General features: G+C 32.1%; 9 protein-coding genes. 1 reads left to right on the plus strand and 8 read right to left on the minus strand.

The window, feature by feature from the left end; all coding sequences use genetic code 11:
* Positions 1-351 precede the first annotated feature (351 nt).
* The 3 genes from AMD28_RS06875 to AMD28_RS06885 form a co-directional block, all read right to left on the minus strand.
* The gene (locus tag AMD28_RS06875; protein ID WP_055443417.1) at positions 352-711 is read right to left on the minus strand and encodes a hypothetical protein; all 360 of its coding nucleotides are present in this window, start codon (positions 709-711) and stop codon (positions 352-354) included.
* A gap of 188 nt (positions 712-899) precedes the next feature.
* Entirely contained in the window at positions 900-2,708 is a 1,809-nt protein-coding gene (locus AMD28_RS06880) for a cytochrome-c peroxidase (protein WP_241492451.1), read from the minus strand.
* A gap of 12 nt (positions 2,709-2,720) precedes the next feature.
* Positions 2,721-4,214, minus strand: a complete 1,494-nt coding sequence (locus tag AMD28_RS06885; protein WP_055443419.1) for an alkaline phosphatase PhoX — start codon at positions 4,212-4,214, stop codon at positions 2,721-2,723.
* A gap of 1,262 nt (positions 4,215-5,476) precedes the next feature.
* Here AMD28_RS06885 and AMD28_RS06890 point away from each other — a divergent pair.
* On the plus strand, positions 5,477-6,277 hold the full coding sequence (locus AMD28_RS06890; RefSeq protein ID WP_055443420.1) for a hypothetical protein: 801 nt from the start codon (positions 5,477-5,479) through the stop codon (positions 6,275-6,277).
* Between the two features lie 311 nt (positions 6,278-6,588).
* Here the strand turns inward: AMD28_RS06890 and AMD28_RS06895 are convergent, their stop codons facing one another.
* Genes AMD28_RS06895 through AMD28_RS06915 form a run of 5 tightly spaced genes read right to left on the minus strand, consistent with a single transcriptional unit; the run spans position 6,589 to position 16,328 of the window.
* Entirely contained in the window at positions 6,589-7,938 is a 1,350-nt protein-coding gene (locus AMD28_RS06895; protein ID WP_055443421.1) for a phospholipase D-like domain-containing protein, read from the minus strand.
* On the minus strand, positions 7,938-11,258 hold the full coding sequence (locus AMD28_RS06900; RefSeq protein WP_055443422.1) for an AAA domain-containing protein: 3,321 nt from the start codon (positions 11,256-11,258) through the stop codon (positions 7,938-7,940). Before AMD28_RS06900 ends, AMD28_RS06895 begins: the two co-directional genes overlap by 1 nt.
* 47 nt (positions 11,259-11,305) lie before the next feature.
* Positions 11,306-14,365, minus strand: coding sequence for a type I restriction endonuclease subunit R (locus AMD28_RS06905; protein WP_055443423.1), 3,060 nt, complete (start codon positions 14,363-14,365; stop codon positions 11,306-11,308).
* A gap of 12 nt (positions 14,366-14,377) precedes the next feature.
* On the minus strand, positions 14,378-15,196 hold the full coding sequence (locus AMD28_RS06910; RefSeq protein ID WP_055443424.1) for a hypothetical protein: 819 nt from the start codon (positions 15,194-15,196) through the stop codon (positions 14,378-14,380).
* A complete protein-coding gene (locus AMD28_RS06915) occupies positions 15,189-16,328 on the minus strand; it encodes a DUF3696 domain-containing protein (RefSeq protein ID WP_055443425.1) in 1,140 nt (379 codons plus the stop codon). Before AMD28_RS06915 ends, AMD28_RS06910 begins: the two co-directional genes overlap by 8 nt.
* Position 16,329: the final 1 nt, after the last annotated feature.

Genomic DNA, 16,329 nt, shown 5'->3' on the forward strand with positions numbered 1-16,329 from the left:
CTTGATGCAAAAACGAACCAAAAGATCAAAACGATTTATTAGGAAATCACTAAAGTACCATTCTCTGATACATGCGAGACTATTGCTTAGAATTATATAAATATTTCAATCCTTGAGTAATTTTTAAAACAATTTCCATTGCTCATTATTTCTGAAAATCGTTGCTTCCGACGTTGTCGGAATTTCAAGTACGATAGTATTTAAAGTAAAATACCGCAAAAGGATTATTTGGATGTGCAGAAGATATGGAGAACGGTATTGCGGGTACGAAGCAATCTGTTTCTCGTTTGGTCATTGCGAGGCACGAAGCAATCTTCCTCTCGTCCCCTCGTAAAGCTCGCAGTGCCAGTACTAATGAAGCGCCTCTTTTTGGGTACCAATTCTATAACAACGTTCTTCTCCGAGATATTGGGGATCGCCATGTTTCTCCGACCAAAAGCCTTCTAAAACATCTTTAGTGATGCATTTATACACGACGACGCCTTTATATATTTCGGCATCATCCCCTTGATAGTTAAAATTAATCACCAAGATATTATCTTTAAAAAAACCAGTTCCTAATTGTTTTTGGTTGTTGTTAATGACCCATTTGGCAAGAATACGGTTGTTTGCATCTAGGCTTAAATCTAGTGTGCCTTTGTAAGGTACTGCTGTTTCGTCTTGGTTGCTGCCTGTGATGTGGTAGGTTCCTGGTAATTCGTTTATGGTCATGTGGTTTTTAATCTATATTCCTTTATAAGTTAGCCTTTCCGTATATCCCTTGTCAAAAGTAATTAATCTGTGAAATTCTACCAACCAAAACCACAATAGACCTAAAAGCAAATCGCTTCATACTACTTATATAAAGTACTATGAAGCGATACCGCATTCTAAATCCAGATTAATAATATTATAATAACTTATTTTTCTATAAAATCGGAATCCGTTAAGGTTTTCATAAATGCCACCAAGCTCTCTTGTTCAAACTTAGTCAGATTTAATGCATCAAAAGGCAAGGTTTGAAATGCTTCATGAATACCTATTCCTTTTCCTCCGCCACGATTATAAAAATCCACAACCTCTTCCAAAGTAGTATAAACGCCATTATGCATATAGGGTCCTGTTACATTAATATTCCGGACCGTAGGTGTTTTAAAAAAATGCTTTCTTTGATCGGTACCAAACACATTATAACGTCCTAAATCGGCACTAATAACCGCGTTAATAGTATCATTTGTTCCTGGCACCCCAATTAATTCTACCTCCGTATCTTTATAATTAGGTGGAACCGTACCATTAAATAATGGAGGGAAATGACAAGTCGCACAAGCAGCCTTACCCATAAACAGATTAAACCCTTGCTTTTCTTCTGCTGTTAAGGAAGACTCGATACTTTCTATATTATTATCAAATTTAGAATTAAAGCCATTTAAACTTCGAACATAACTAGCGATAGCATGTCTGATATTAAAATCAATACGTTTGCTGTCATACAAGCTATCTATCGCAGCCTTGTATGCTGGGTTTTTTAATACACGACGCACTATAGAATCCATAGGTAAATTAAATTCATCATGATTTTCGGCTACACCTACCACTTGTCCTTCCAAACTCCCGGCACGACCATCCATAAAAAAAGATTGTTGATACGCACTGTAAGTAAGCGTTGGTGAATTTCTTACTTGTCGGTCATCAAAAGTCTTTCTGCCATCGGTAAAAGCCTTTTCTTCAATATGGCAACTTGCGCAAGCCATATCCTTACTTCTGGATAGTGCTTGGTCATTAAAAAGCGCCTTTCCAAAAACCTCCTTCTGTTTTAAGTGAAGGGTATCGCTCTTATAGTCTGAAAAATATAGCACATTCACCGTATTTGCTCCAAAAAAGGAAGTAGCGTTATTGGATATAGCCATTTCAAATGGAAACGTAACCTTCCAATCCTCCTGCGTTTTTACTAACAGTTTTAATTGATTATCTGTGTAATTTTTTATAAAACTAAAACGATCAAAAGCATCAAAATCGGAATCTAGAGCTGTAATTCCTTCTTTAAAAGAAGCTCTCAAGTCCTCATAAATTTCTATAGCGCTAAACTTATCTTTACAGATATCTATCAACGCAATAAGTGTTTGGGTGGTATATTGACTTTCGGTTAATGCTTGTCCTAAAACAGGTGAATCAAACCCAGTGATACCTGTGGCTGCAGTTCGCATAATTTGATCTCTAAGCAACCAAATAAGATGATAATCTTGTAATTTAATATGGGTATTACGTTGCAACAGCTTCAATCGATCCGAAGTAATTATTAACGCATTATTTAAGGATGCAGCATCTGCTTCTTCCTCGTGCAATAACTCTTCAATCACCTGAAAACCAAATGGATTTCTAATTTTTACATCGGTTAAATCCTCTTCCTGAACTTGTAAGATATTTGGTGCATTTAAAGATTTAAAATTATTTTTATCTATAGCAGCCAAAACCGGCTCCATCGCTTTAAAATGTCTTCGTGCTTTTTTATAATAAGCAATACGCTTCATAGCATTTTTGGACATCGAGATGGAATCTAAAAAAGTAATACAAGCTTCTAATTCTGAATTATAAAACGAGGCTATTTTTTTATCGGTAGCATCCATGCTTACCGTTTTCGCCTCCTTTTTACACGACACTGTCATTAAAAGCAAAAGACATATACAAGATGTATATGTCTTCGCTTTCATAAATATATTATTATTCATGCTAATTTTTTATTATCTATCTAAACCTTTTATAACGTAAAGCATCGAACCTTCTTTAGCATTTGACAAGTTAGGATTAGCTAATGGATCTGTAAAAGACGTTCCGTCAGCAGGATTCCAGCCATGATTTTGTGTCATCACTAAAAAGGTGTTCTCTCCATTGTTTACAACATCGGTAACATCAATCATACCTGTAATTTCCCAAGTACTGGAAGTTGTACCGTACCCTAAACTCTGAGCTCTGCTTTGGTCTGCTTCTAAAACCGTTTTTAATTCCCCTGTATTTAAATTGTATTGGTAAAGTTTAGCATAACCATTTACTGAAGTATCTAAATATCCATTAGGATCTTCTTGAATGTACGCATAGTTTTCTGTCACTAAAATATTATCTGGGGAATGGAACCCTTCTGCTACACCACCAACAATATCACCATCTAAAACACAAGTAATTGTTGCAGGACCTGTTGGATCTGTCTCATTTAATGTTACTTTATACACACGACCTAAAGCAGATCCTTTTCCTGTTAAACTTGCAGAAACACGCCCTGTAACACAAAAATAGATTTCTCTTTGGTTTGCTGCAGCACCTCTTCTCCAATCGATATCTTCTAGTCTAGAGAATCCCATAACCCCTTTTGTTTTTGCTTCCGTATCTAAAGCATCAATTTCTGTTTCATTTAATGGAACAAATTCCGCACTGTAGGATGTTCCTTCTACCATATCCATTTCAAAATCTACACCTGCAGCAGTTACTTTTAATCCGTATAATTGACCACCATATAAATCTCCACGATTACCAACATACATTCCTAATTGACCAGAAGGCACCGAGTTATCTGCATGATCATCTCCAATAAAAACAACCGTCTTATCAGCATAAGCATCTTTTCCTATTGGAACCGCATTTTCTGTAGACCATTGTCCTAAAGCTGCTAAGGTCTCTCCTACACTAGCATCTTCAACACTTTTGTTTGGATCTACTGCAAATACTCCTTTTGAAGCACCACCCCATTCTCCTCCTGAAAGGTATAATGGTCCAAATCCATGCTCTTCTGGCGTTATTAAAGTTCCGGAACACATTGCTGTTTCGGCAGTTGCTGAAGCATTTAATATATATTCCCCATGATATGGTCTTAAATTTTCGTTTAATAAAATTCTAGCGATAGAATAATCTGCTTCAATATTATTAATTAAAGTAAAGGTATTATCACCATTATTAATTAATCCGGCACCATCAGCCATAGACCCATAAATAAAATTAGGTGTGTTTGGAATAACATCTTCTGAAGTTAAAAGCGTAGAAATTCTTAGGTTAATAAATGCATCTGTAACCTTTAATAAAGTAGGTGTTTTTGATGCGGATAAGTAATCTGAAATATCGCTACCGTCTTCTCCGTCAATTCCGTCGATACCGTCCTTTCCATCTTCAATATCACAACTAACAACAAGTACTCCTGATGCTGTGATAATAAATGCGAATAAAAATAGTTTAAAAATTTTGTTCATAATTTTAGGTTTTAAGTGGTTATAATGTGTCCCCAAAACTACTTTTAGCCTCTTATAAACCTGTTAATTAATGAAGATAGTTTGATTAAGTTACCGCTAACTTAACGTTAACCATATTACGTCACTATTACCAACATCTTCCATTTTAAACTCTAATGTTATCTAAAAATTAAGGAGGATTTAAAATATCTATGCCGTATTACATTATAAAAAAGCAAACCCTACTCCTATTTTACATGTAAATTACTATACCTCAACGCTTACTAAAGACAAACTACAATTCTGTCATTTAGAAGATATGTATTTCTTGTGTCTAGGTAGATTTTTAGTTTGCACAAAATAGATGTGTTTGCGCTTGTTCTGGTATATTCCTTTTATTCGCGTATTTTTATTTGTTTTTATTGGTATTCATGAATACTATGCATTTGCCTTGATGTACTATTTAGTGTTTATTTTTTATATGTTCATTTTATTCATGCATTCTTATTTGTTTTTATTGGTATTCATGAATGCTATGCATTTGCCTTGATGCAAAACCCTTCGACTATGCTCAGGACAGGCTACCAAAAGATCAAAACGATTTATTAGGAAATTGGTGGTTGGTGATTACTAAAATATCTTGTATGGTTTAAGGTATGATTTTTTTGGGGTTTAAGTAAATGGTTCGTTTGGTTGTGGTTTTTATACTTGTATTGGATTACTTTCTAGGGAAATTCTAGGCTTTATTCTCAATAAGCAACATTTTTTAATCCTTATACCGCTAAATGCTTCTTTATTTAAAAGTATGCACTTATTCGTTTTTTATCTACACCCGACGCATATCCGAGGCATATCCGAAGGACAACCGGGGGAGATACGAGTGCGTACTTATTGTATTTTTGCTTGTTGTGCTTTTTTGTTGTTATTTTTTTTAAATTCTAATTGTCATTTTTATGAGATTCTTAATCACCTTTCGGGTGTTTGTAAGAATTTTAAAATTTATCCGCTATAATTCGTTACTTATTAAATAATTGAGAAAATTTTCTATATTTTATTACGAATGCTTAATTAGAGTGCACTTCTCAATAAAAAAATATTTTATATGTTTGATTTATAGTTAATTGACTTAGGTGTTTCTTTGCTATCTATATGATACCGGTTTTATAGAGAACTACAAAAAACCCTTTTATTTTATACGCCCATACTTGGGTACTTTGTTTAACTAGATGCAATATGTGGCTTTAGTATGCCATAAGCTACATGCATCATAAATTTTTAATATTATGGCAAAGAACAATTCATTTATTCGATTGGAAGGAACCTTAGATGGCTTAACCTTTTTTAGAAAGAACGGCGAGAATTTTGTGAAAACAAAAAGTAGCGTAAGTAAAAAACGCATTTTAAATGATCCTGCGTACAAACGTACTCGGGAGAATATGCAAGAATTTGGAGGTGCTGCACGATGTAGTAAAGCCTTTAGAGAAAGTTTTTCTGGAATTGCCAGATTGGTTGGTGATAATTACTTAAGCGCAAGAATTACGGGTATTATGCGTAGTGTTGTATCTAATGGTGTTGGTGCTCGTGGTGCACGCAGCATTAATGTGGTAGATAATACCGCCACTTTTTTTGGTTTTAACTTTGATAAAACCAAGCCTTTTGACAGTCAGTTTAACGCTCCTTCTGTAGGACCAACAATAAACGCCAGTCGGGATACCGTAACTTGGTCTATTCCTGATTTTAATACCGAAACGTATATTAATATACCAGAAGGTGCCACCCATTGTAAACTAGCATTAGCCGCTGGTTATACCAGTAATTATGAATGGGAACCTGCTCTAAAATCTTATGAGCCTGTAGAAGAAAATGTTAATGGTCGTGGCGATGTAAGCTATAGCGATGCCATTGCTTTAAGTGGTATGGTTGGTGCTGTAACCGATTTAACTGTAGACTTAACGGCTTATGCTCCTATACCAGTAACTACAGCCTTATTTGCTGGGACTGCTATTGTGTTTTACCAAATGGTAAATGGCGAATTGTATGCCCTTGCGCAAGGGCATTGCATGCAAATTGCTGCTGCTGGTTAGTTTTAGCTGTTAGCTGTTAGCTGTTAGCTGTTAGCTGTTAGCTGTTAGCTGTTAGCTGTTAGCTGTTAGCTGTTAGCTGTTAGCTGTTAGCTGTTAGCTGTTAGCTGTTAGCTGTTAGCTGTTAGCTGTTAGCTGTTAGCTGTTAGCTGTTAGCTGTTAGCTGTTAGCTGTTAGCTGTTAGCTGTTAGCTGTTAGCTGTTAGCTGTTAGCTGTTAGCTGTTAGCTAAAAATAGTTAAAAAATCCCGTATGGCTTGCTGTACGGGATTTTTTTGGTTAAATATTTTAAAAAAATAATAGAATCTATCATTAGTTAATCTATTACTAATTTGTATTCTTTAAGAATATTTTCCCATTTTGTTTCCACATTTTTAGGTATTAAAATACTCTCTTCATTCGCAATTCTCTGACCTTTTTCTTTATTGAATGACAAAAAATTAAAACTTCCTTGTATATAATAATCGTTATCTTTTATTATTAATTTCCTATGCGTTCCTGTCATTTTATAATTTCCTTGCTCTTCAAAATGACTAGGCAAATGTATTAAATGAAAATTCTTATGATATTTACTTTTTAAATTTCGCAGTTTTTCAATTGTTCCGTAATGATGTTCATCATTGCTCTCAATTCCATACAATATAATAACATCTACACTTCTTTGCAATGCTTTTTCAATACTATCCATGTACTTTAATGTAGCACGTTTTACCCAAGGACTTTCTATTAATATTTTTGATTTAACCGTCTTTAATGCTTCTGCAAATTTCTCTTGCGTTTCCCAAACCGATAGTGTTTGTGTCTCTGTTATCTTTTTTTCGATTTCAGTTGTTTTAAACTCTTCTAAAAGTTCACTATTATTATCTTCTTGAATTTTCGCAAAACTTGTTCTGTCGGAAGTTGTAAATTGATATAATATACTTGGATATTTTTCAGATAGTGATTTAGAAAGTCTTTTTTGTTTTGAAATATCTTTATCCGTATTTCTAACTTCGATATATGGTTCTAATTCACTTTCTTTTTCCTTTATCGGAATATATTCGATTAAATAATAATCGTGATTTTCCTTTTTATCAAACTTAATATTTGACTTGTCATAATCAACTAAATACGCTTTTCCATTACTCTGACTTTTATAAATGTCAGAAAGTTGTTCGTTTTTGTTTTTAAGCAATTCAGGATTTTTTATTGAATAATCAATCTCTGGATTTAATCTGTTTTCAATGTTTTTATCGCTAAATAATCTAAAATTCTTTTCAATCGCTTGATTTGATATTGCATCAATTAAAAATTCAAATTCTTCTTCTTCAAGAATTTTTAAAATACTATTATCTTTTACAAATTCTTCTCCTTGTTCGGTTACTAACCAAATACCTGAAGTAAAATCTACAAATCCTCTTTCACGCAAAAAGTATAATTCTCTTAATATAAAATCTTCTTTGTTAAGACCTAAAAATTTAATTATTTGTTCTTCTTTGTTATAACCCGCTTTTATTGTTCTTAAAAAAACTGAATATACTTGTTGTATTGATTTTTCAGGCGATTTATTTACAGTTGCGTTTACACGAATTCGTCTATAAGGATATGCAAATTGGATAATTTCATTTATCTTATAATCGCTTGCACATTGTTTGTCTAACTTTTTATGTATTTCTTGTATGTCCATTAAAATATTTGTTCTACGTTTTTAACAATCCAATCTTTCTTCAATTCACTTAAATATTTTTGTAATGCTGGTTTTTGATTTGTGTTTTCTAAATCTTTAGGTGGTTTTGCACTTAATATGCTATCTAAATTTCCAACAATAATTAATAGTTTTTTTTGCCTTGATAAAGCAACATTTATACGATTTGCATTAGATAAAAATCCTAATGTTTGTTGCTGACTTCTTACTAAATCAAAAATTATAATATCTTTTTCTAAACCTTGAAATTTATCTACAACAGATATAACTACATTGTTAGATTTTACATTTTTTAGTTTACGATAATCAACTTTATTTCTTACAACTTTTCTTATTTCTCTTACTTGTGCAGAATAACCCGTAATAACACCAATTGTGTAATTCTTTACTTTATCAAACCTATCTAATCCATTTAGAAGTTCTGGAATTAATTCAGCACTTAATTTATTTCTTGACGAACCATTTCCATCAATTTCACTTTTATATGAATTACCAATATCAAGAAAGATAATTGAACTATCAATTTTTAAATCAAGATTATGTTCTTTTTCTTGTGGTCGTTCAACTGGTTTTATCGGTTCATCTCCAAAAGGTTCGTAAAAACATTTTGAAGTTAGTAAAACTTGGTCTTTAGAACTTCTTCTACATTCTTCTAACTGACTTTTAAAGTCGTCATCAATTTTTGTTATTACTTGCTCAAATAAACTTGGTCTATTAAAATAATCATCCCAACTATCAAATTCATCTGTGTCAGTTTTAAACTTTTCTCTTAACCATTTTTCAACTTCACGATTTGCAGTTAGCATTGGTCTTAATTGTCTATGGTCACCAACAAGGATTAATTTTTCGGCTAAAACTGTTGGTATTAATGCTTCTGCTGTGGTTGCTTTTCCACTTTCGTCCATTATTACATAGTCAAATTCAAAATTATATTTTTGATATTTTTTTGATGCAATATGATTCGTTGTTGCACCAATTACTCTAATACTATCTATTAATTTTTGATTTATATTGCTATTCTCATCTAACGAACTAATTGTTGCTAACCAATCTTTAAATATTTGTTGTTTTAAAAAATATTCTTCAAAATCTACTTTTACATAACTACTGATTGAAGTTATAAACTCTGTTTCAGAAGTTAAAGATTTATCTAAACCTTTAAACGTATTAAAACGTTCTAACATTTTTTTTATTTGTTGCTTTTTTACATTCCATTGATTATTAGAAGAAAGGATTTCAAAAATTGGTAATAGAATAATATTCTCTTTTTCTAATGCCTTTTTAAATTGTTCTTTATATGGTTTCCAATTAGCTTTAGTTTTTTTTCTTACTTCTTCTTTCCAACCCTCAATTTTTCTATCTAAAGTATGTTTTTGCAAACTTGGTTTTGGTTTTCTAATACCACTTAATCGAACAATTGGAATCTCTTTTTCCAATAGATTATCTAACACGTTATCCACTGCATCATTTGTTTGAGAAGTGATTAAAATTTTAGCATCAGGATTTTTATTTAAAATTTGAAAAACAATTTCTGTGATTACAGTTGTTTTTCCTGTTCCTGGTGGACCTTGAATAATTGTTAAAGGTTCTCTATGAATTGCATTTAGTATTGCTTTTTGTTGATTAAAACTATATACAAAGTCATTTCCTTTTTCGTCTGTTTGATAAACATTTGTTAGTTCTTGATATTCAAGATATTTGCCTTGCAAATCAGTAGGATTAAAAACGTAATGTATTAAATCTCTATTTTGAACTTCATTATATTCTACTTTTCGTATTGCTTCTAATTGTCTTTTCTTTTCCTCTTCTTGTTTACTGATATTTTCAAATATGTAACCATTTTTTGGGATTTTTTCAAAATCTAATCGTTCACAATCCTTAAATTTTAGAACTCTTGTTTTTGTATTGAAATCATAAGCAACTCCCGAAAATTTCATTGGGTCTTTCATTTGTTTTTTATCGGCAGTTTCACTTACAATAAATTCAAAATCTTCTGGACTTGGCGGTGTTGCTTTGTCAATATGAGAAAAGATTAAACCATTTTTACTGTATTTCTCATTATCTTGAATTTTAAATGAAATTTCATAATTTCCTTTTTTTTCAAAACCTACAAAACGTAATCTTAATGAGTTTTTTTCTAAAACTTGCATTTCTTTGGTTAGTAAATCTTTAAAGAATTTCAATTCTTTAGTAATCTCTCTTTTTCCTTTTCTATATTCGCTTTCGTGCTGTTTTTCTTTTTGTACTTTCTTGAAAAAAGGTGTTAAGTTAAAACGTTCGTTATAAGCATTTTGAGAAGTAAACACAATTGGCAAGCCTAATTCTTTTCCATATCTCAAAGTATTAGAATGTTCCCTTTCTTTATTTTCTTTTCTTTCTCCATTTAGGATTTCTAAACCATTTTCAGATATTTTCCAAATACAATGAATATAGAAACTTTTAGTTGAGATATTTAATAGAATGTTTTCTCCTCTACTCGGACTTATGTCAAATTTTGGTTTGAAATCGGAATTATTTAAATCTTCTATAACCTCTGGTATTGCATTTATGGCAACGGATTTTTTACCATCAAAAGAAATTTCACTTGTGATTTTCGATAATTCCTCTAAAAAGGAAACATAATTTATTCTATTAGATGGTAATTGCTCACAAGTTTTGTCTGCCAATTTCTGAACTTCTTCAAATTCGTTAATTTCATTTTTCACGAAATACCATTCAATAACTTTACCAATAGAATAAATGTCAGATTGATAGGGAAATCCCTTTGGGATTTTTCTATCCCATTTTTCAGGTGACGCAAATTCTTTTGCGAAAATTTCTAATTCTTGTGACTGGCTTAATGTTGCAGAAATATCTGAAATACCAAAATCAATTAAGTAAAAATCAAAATTTTCATCTACAAGTATATTCGCAGGTGTTATATCTCCGTGAGCAAGTTTATGTTTTTGTTGCAATTGCTGTAGGCAATTTGCAATTTGTTCGATCCCTTTTAAAAAATACGTTGGTTTAATTTCAAAAATTTTTTCTTCTAAAGAAGTTGCATTTTTATTTTCAAATATGATGCAATACGCACTTTGACTGTCGTCCCATACGTATTCAATAATTTTCGGTAGGGAACTGTGAATTGCTTTTTTTAAGTGCCTTAATTTGTTGTAAAGAATTTTACTCGGTTGCGAGTTTTTCTCAATTCCTTTTATCCATTTAGCAAAATAAATGTCTCCACTTTCATCTGTTACTTTTGCGGTTGATGAATAACCTCTGTTTTGGATTTCTCCGTATAGTTGGTATTTGTCTAAAATCATTAAAATTTACATTATTTAGGTTTAGTAGATTGTTTTTGGGAAGGGAATTATTTCGATACACTAGACATACGCTTCATCGTATCAAAAAACGCTGTTTTAAAAGCATCATCCTTAGCATACAATCTATATAAGTCTAGTTCTTGCTTACGTTGTTTAGACATCACCTCATCAAGTATTTTCTGAAAGGCCAAATTCTTATTCTGCTCGTCACTATTTTCAACTACTTTTTGTAAGAAGTCGGGATGTGCTTGTATCGATTTAGTAAGGCTTATAAACTTTACACGTTGGTCTTCTGGTGTCACTTCCCAATTTTGAAACCACTTTTCGTTAAAACTCTGTATTATTAAATCTAAAGGATCTTTATCTTCATCTGTACCATGTGCACCTCTTGGATTTGGATTTTGTGGATCTACCATACTTTCCGAATCATCCAATCCTATCACTTCATTTAAACGCACACGTTCTAAACCGTAGGTCGATAAGTCTACCGAACTTAAAAGCTCATCTAACGCATCTACTTCAGTATTGTTTATAGGTAATTTAGGAATCAAGAACTTTAAAAACCAATACAGTTTTTCCCAATCCAAGATTTCAAAAGGCATAATAGAAGCCATTTGTCCGTAGATTTTCACAAACTGCTTTGCTTTAATCTTGAAATCCGCTTTATCCTCATCTTCTAATTCTAGTTCATTAACAAAACGTTCTGCCGCATGTTCTATAATCGGACTTAAAACCTGTGCATCCTCTTTATTAAAAAACTTAATATTAAAATCTTCTACCTCACTCCATTCATAAACACCAACATCATCCAGCACTTCTTTTAACTCATGTAACACATTTACATCTGTGGCTTCGCTTAAAGAAGTTGCGGTGTAAAAAGGATCAAAGGATGCTTTTATATCTGTAGACGAATTAAAAAAGTCTAACACAAATACATCTTCTGTTTTCTTACCTAATTTGGTTGCTGCTCTGTTTAAACGTGATAAGGCTTGCACTGCTAATACACCTTGTAATTTTTTATCTACATACATGGCACACAGTTTTGGTTGGTCAAACCCTGTTAGGTATTTATTAGCGACTACTAATATTCTATAGTCCTCTTCATCAAATTTAATACGTGTGTCTTTTTCTGCAAAGCCATTCATCTCTGCTTCTGTGTATTCGATACCATCTACTTCTTTGCTTCCAGAAAATGCAATAAGTACTTTAAATGGACGCCCTTTATCTTTTAATATATTTTGTAAGGCTTTATAATAACGAATAGCAGATTCTATACTCTGCGTGACCACCATAGCTTTCGCTTTTCCTTTTAGCTTTTTCTGATTGACTATTTTAGGAATAAAATGGTCTAATATTATTTCTGCTTTGGTATTGATAGTCTGTTGATGTTGTTCTACATAAGCACGTAATTTTTTTTGCGCTTTCGCGGAATCAAATAGTGGATTCTCTTCAATAGACTTTTCTATTTCGTAATAGCTTTTTAATGTTGTGTAATTGGCTAAGACGTCTAAAATGAAACCTTCTTCAATAGCTTGTTTCATAGAGTATAAATGAAACGGTTTAAAACTACCATCGTCTTGTTGCACACCAAATTTTTCTAAAGTAATAGGTTTTGGTGTAGCTGTAAAAGCTAAGTAACTTGCGTTACCACGCATTTTACGCGACTGCATGGCTTGTACTATTTTATCTTGAGCATCTAGCTCACTATCTTCATTGGCTTGTTGACCCATAGCGGTATTCATACTGTCATGTGCAGATCCACTTTGACTACTGTGTGCTTCGTCAATAACAACCGCAAATCGCTTGTCACTTAAATCTGCAATACCATTTATAATATGAGGAAATTTTTGAATCGTAGTTATAATAATTTTCTTGCCTTGCTCTAAGCTACTTCTTAATTCGGCAGAAGAATACGCTGGTGCAATAATATTTTTTACTTCTGAAAAATCTGCAATATTATCGCGTATTTGCTTATCCAATAAACGTCTGTCGGTAACTACAATAACCGAATCAAACAATGGTCGTTCTACATCTGTAATTCCAGGTACTGTATTATCTTCAGGATAGGTTTCTATTAGTTGATAGGCTGCCCAAGTAATGGAATTCGATTTACCAGAACCTGCAGAATGCTGAATTAAATAGGTTTGTCCTACGCCTTTTTTACTTGCATCGGCTATTATTTTTCGCACCACATCCATTTGGTGGTATCTTGGAAAGAATAATGTTTTAGTCTGTATTGGATCTTTCTTTTTACCATCCAATCGCACAAAATGTTGAATAATATTGGCTAAACTTTCTCTAGTAAAGACTTCATTCCATAAATAGTTAGTTCTGTGACCAATTGCTCCTTTTTCTAATTCCGGATTGCCTTTGCCATGTTTATTTCCTTTATTAAATGGTAAGAAAAACGTGTTTTTACCATCTAATTTGGTAGTCATGTATGCTTCGTCTGTATCTACAGTAAAGTGTACCACACAACGTGCAAACTGCAATAATGGTTGTTTTATGTCACGTTTATATTTATATTGATCTTGCCCATGCACTCTAGCATTTTGACCTGTCCATGCATTTTTAAGTTCCATAGTTACAAGAGGCAAACCATTAATAAACAAAACCATGTCTATTTCTTCTCTTGGGTTGTCTATGCTGTAACGTAATTGTCTGGTCTCACTAAAACGGTTTTTAGCAAAGTTGTCTTTTACTTGTTGGCTACTACTTGCCAATGGGTTTTGATAAAACAATGTAAAATTAGCATCATCTACTTGTAAGCCTTTTTTAAGCAGATACAGAATACCATACTTTTTAACCAAACGATCATAACGGTTTAGAATTTTTAATTTCCAATCGCTTTGCTTTTGTAGTTTGTCCAGTTCTTCTTTCTGAGTACTTTCTAAAAAGTCCCAAAAGAACTGCTCATCTATTGCAAACTGTGCATTGAAATTAGAAGGCTGTCCAATGTAATAGCCTTTACCTGTTCTATAGATTTCTGCATTTTCGTTGACTGCGTTTACAGATGCACCATCCTTTTTAATGTCCTCTATGCAAGTTCCTGTTAAGGTTCTTTCTATGGCTGCTTCTAAAGCTTGTTCGTTGGTTTGGCTATGCATAAATCATATATTTTAAAATCCAATATCATCCTTAGGTCCTATGTATCCTATGTAAACCTTTTTATCTATATCATTAGGGAAATAATACAATCTAAACGGTTCTTTACCAAAAGACCATTTTATGTGAAGACTAAAAACTTTGTCACCAATACTTGGACAAGAAAATGTTCTTAAATCTAATGTCTTCTTTACTCTGGTTGGAGTGTCAGGACTATTGTTTAAGCCTAAGTTTTTGTAATTAAATAAACCTTCTTTCCAATTACCAGTAAATTCATTTAAGACTTCTAACTTATTGTTTATTAACTTAAGTCTATCGTCATTAATAGACAAATGTTCTATTTGACTTAACACACGATCACAAAAGACTAAATTTGGAAATAACCCAGCCCTTAAATCCCAAAACTCAAGAACTGTTTTAAAATTTTGATTGCAAACACAATTATTTATAAATGAATCAAATTTGGAAATACAATTTATTTGATTGGCGTTTGTAATATTTAAACCCTGAAAATTTATACCTAAAAACCCATTACAACAATTTGGATAATTTAAGTCAAGTATATTTTCAGTTGCAAAATACGAAGTCGTTATTTTAAAAGCTCCGAAAAGTTTGGGAATCAAAATCCTTATTTCCTCACTTACAATACTATATGTGAATTCATAAATAACTCCATTATTAGTTTGAAACCTCCAAATATTATCATTTACAATAAAATTATCTCTTTCAGGTAACTTGTTTGTATGAATATCATTTAATACTTTTATTCCTTTCTCAAACTCTACGACTGTAGTCTTATTAAGTGCTTCATTAAGCAAGAAAAAATTATTCATCTTCTCTTATTTTAAATAGTTCAGAGAAGTCCATTTGTGTTTGATCGAAAAACCCTTTAGGCCACTTTGAAAGTTCTCCCTTGTTACTAATTGAAATAGGTTCTATAACTGGCTGCAATGATTCTTCATTATGACTAAAATAATTTATTGCTATTAATTCTGAATCAATCTCATTAGAAGCTGCAGCTATTTGTATCCCATTAAGAAAATGATCGCTATGTGTTTCTACAATAATTTCAACACCTGAATTCGCAATCATTGCTAAAAATCTTCCTATTTTTGATTGAGCTGAAGGATGCAAATGAGCTTCGGGGTTTTCGATAAGCATGTAAGCACCTTTTTGAGCGATTAATCCTGTTACAATTATTGGTAATACATAGCTAATGCCAAATCCAATATTTGGCGCTATTGTATTTTCACCCTTTGTAAATACATTATTCACCCTTATTTGTGCTGAAAGAGTATCCTTGTCATAGCTTGCTGAAACAGAAACACCAGGTATAATATAATCTAGCCAAGCATTTACTTGATGTTCTAATCTTCTATTATTAATTTTAGGATGTAATCTATTAACATCAATTTTAAATCTATAATTAAAATCGGTATCTCCAATTAGTTGAGCTACAAATTCTCCTTGATAACCAGTAGAAGGATAATCATAAAAACGAATGTCTTGTTTTATTCTAGGACCATTTCTTTCTGCATTTAAATAATAAAATTCTTGTTTAAATAAAGCTTTTATTTTTTCAGTATCATTTAAGACATTTATAGGCTTCAAACCTAAACTATCCTCTCCAATCTCATAGGAAACCATGATTTCTTCTAATTCATCAAAGATTCCTAAATTTATATTTACATTGGTAGAGATACTTCTTGGTATAATTAATCCAGTATTTCCAAGTGATAAACCATATGAACCATTCAATTCTACATTTAGTCCATTGGGCTCATTAAAGTTATATACATTATTCTCCCATATTGAGCAATGCTCAATAGTTCTTCTTAAAAAAAGTAACGCTTGCATCACAGTACTCTTACCGTTACCATTTGCACCTGCCAAAATAGTTAGGCCATTTAGCGGTATATCTGCGTCATAAAAACATTTAAAATTTTCAATTTTAAGATATTTCATA

Source organism: Lacinutrix himadriensis (assembly GCF_001418105.1).
In the GTDB taxonomy this organism is placed as follows: Bacteria; Bacteroidota; Bacteroidia; order Flavobacteriales; family Flavobacteriaceae; genus Oceanihabitans; species Oceanihabitans himadriense.

Coding starts and splice junctions, on each gene's coding strand:
- AMD28_RS06875 (WP_055443417.1), bottom strand. CDS start 711: ATGACCATAAACGAATTACCAGGAACCTACCACATCACAGGCAGCAAC.
- AMD28_RS06880 (WP_241492451.1), bottom strand. CDS start 2,708: ATGAATAATAATATATTTATGAAAGCGAAGACATATACATCTTGTATA.
- AMD28_RS06885 (WP_055443419.1), bottom strand. CDS start 4,214: ATGAACAAAATTTTTAAACTATTTTTATTCGCATTTATTATCACAGCA.
- AMD28_RS06890 (WP_055443420.1), top strand. CDS start 5,477: ATGGCAAAGAACAATTCATTTATTCGATTGGAAGGAACCTTAGATGGC.
- AMD28_RS06895 (WP_055443421.1), bottom strand. CDS start 7,938: ATGGACATACAAGAAATACATAAAAAGTTAGACAAACAATGTGCAAGC.
- AMD28_RS06900 (WP_055443422.1), bottom strand. CDS start 11,258: ATGATTTTAGACAAATACCAACTATACGGAGAAATCCAAAACAGAGGT.
- AMD28_RS06905 (WP_055443423.1), bottom strand. CDS start 14,365: ATGCATAGCCAAACCAACGAACAAGCTTTAGAAGCAGCCATAGAAAGA.
- AMD28_RS06910 (WP_055443424.1), bottom strand. CDS start 15,196: ATGAATAATTTTTTCTTGCTTAATGAAGCACTTAATAAGACTACAGTC.
- AMD28_RS06915 (WP_055443425.1), bottom strand. CDS start 16,328: ATGAAATATCTTAAAATTGAAAATTTTAAATGTTTTTATGACGCAGAT.